The organism is Frankia sp. AgKG'84/4 (genome assembly GCF_023242965.2).
In the GTDB taxonomy this organism is placed as follows: domain Bacteria; phylum Actinomycetota; class Actinomycetes; order Frankiales; family Frankiaceae; genus Frankia.
The window spans coordinates 1-1,566 of the sequence record NZ_JALKFU020001060.1 but is presented as its reverse complement, the minus strand read 5'-3'; the positions used below and the strand labels follow the sequence as shown (position 1 = coordinate 1,566).

The window sequence follows — 1,566 nt, the reverse complement described above, 5'->3', positions numbered from 1 at the left end:
GCCCCGCCCGGCCCCCCATGGCGGCCCGCGCGCGCCCCCCCGGGTGGAGGACCCCCACGACCTGGTCAACGACCCGGAGCTGGCCGTCGTCGTGGTGGCCACCCCGACCCACAGCCGGCTGGAGTGGGCCGGGCGTGCGCTGGAGGCCGACAAGCACGTCGTCGTCCAGGGGCCGCTGTGCACGAGGGCCGCCGACGTCGACCAGCTCGCCGAACTGGCGAACGCCCGCTCCCGGATCCTCGCCGTCCACGCCGAGGGCACGAGCGACCCGGCGTACCAGGCGCTGCGGGCGGCCGTCGGCCGCGGCGCGGTCGGTGAGCCGCTGTGGATCCAGGCACACCGCGGCAGCCGGCATCGGCCGGCCGGCAGCTGGCACGACGACGAACGGATCAGCGGCGGCCAGCTCTTCGACCGCGGTGCCGACGCCCTCGAACAGATCCTGGCCCTCATCGACGAACCGGTCGTATGGGTCAGCGCGTCCACGGTCAAGCGGGTCTGGTACCACGTCAGCAACGCCGACCACAGCCGGCTGCTGGTGCGCTTCGCCGGCGGTGGCGAGGCGCAGGTCGTCGTGTCGGACCTCGCCGGCGCCCCGCGGCCCCGCCTCGAGGTGCTCGGCAGCGCCGGTGCGCTCGTCCTCGACGGCGTCGGCGCGGATCCGGGCCCGGGCGGCGACGGGCCGGCGGCGCGCCCCGGGGGACGTCATGCCGGGCCGCCCACCTTCGGCGACCTTGACGACGGTGGTGACCTGCCCGGCCTCGGCGCGGTGCTGCTGGTCACCCACGACGGGGTCAGCACGCGCTACCCCGTGGCGGCCGGGCCGGAAAGCTCTGCCGTGCCGTTCTACCGTGAGCTCGCCGACCTGCTCGTCTCGGGCTGGCCGCTGCGGGGCCGCGGCGTCGAGGCCGCTCGCCCGGTGGTCGCGGTGCTGGAGGCGGCCGTGCGCTCCGCGGCGGCCGGCGGGGAACAGATCGTGCTTCGGTGACCGCGCGGGGCACCCGGCAGCACCGGTCGCCTGACCTCGACGTTCATCCGGTCCACCGGCAGGTATCGGCTGAGGTGTTTACTGTTGACCATGGATTGGCTTACCCTGCCCGACGTCGCGGAGCAGCTGCAGGTCCCCGTGACCCGAGTTCGACAGATGGTGCGTGAGCGCACGTTGCTGGCCAGGCGTGAGGACGGCGTCCTGCGGATCCCGGCGGAGTTCATCCAGGACGGCGCGGTGGTCAAGGGGCTGACCGGGCTGCTCACGCTGCTCGCCGACGTCGGTTTCGACGATGACGAGGCGCTGGAGTGGCTGTTCCGGGAGGACCCGAGCCTGCCGGGCACCCCGGTGCGGGCGCTGAACGAGAACCGTGGCAAGGAGGTCAAACGCCGCGCCCAGGCGCTGGCGTACTGACCCACGGCCCGGATCTGACCGATCCGGGCCGTGGGGCCGGTGGCGCTCCCGTAGGGTCGGGTCATGGCCGACAGTCCGCCGCCCGCGCCGCCCTCCGCAGCCCGCGTCGTCGTCAACGGCGCGGCCCGGGACGTGCCCGCCGGCCAGCCGCTGCCGGAGCTGCTCGC

General features: G+C 75.0%; 2 protein-coding genes. Both read left to right on the top strand.

Annotated elements, in window-relative coordinates; translation table 11 throughout:
• Positions 1-985 (top strand): Gfo/Idh/MocA family protein (locus MXD58_RS27270; RefSeq protein ID WP_250610833.1); only part of this gene is annotated, 985 nt, incomplete at its 5' end.
• Between the two features lie 90 nt (positions 986-1,075).
• Positions 1,076-1,399: an Rv2175c family DNA-binding protein gene (locus tag MXD58_RS27265; protein WP_248837300.1), complete on the top strand. Its 324-nt coding sequence runs from the start codon at positions 1,076-1,078 to the stop codon at positions 1,397-1,399.
• Positions 1,400-1,566 lie beyond the last annotated feature (167 nt).

Excerpts from the sequence above, each read along its gene's own strand:
- MXD58_RS27265 (WP_248837300.1), top strand. The coding sequence starts at position 1,076 with ATGGATTGGCTTACCCTGCCCGACGTCGCGGAGCAGCTGCAGGTCCCC.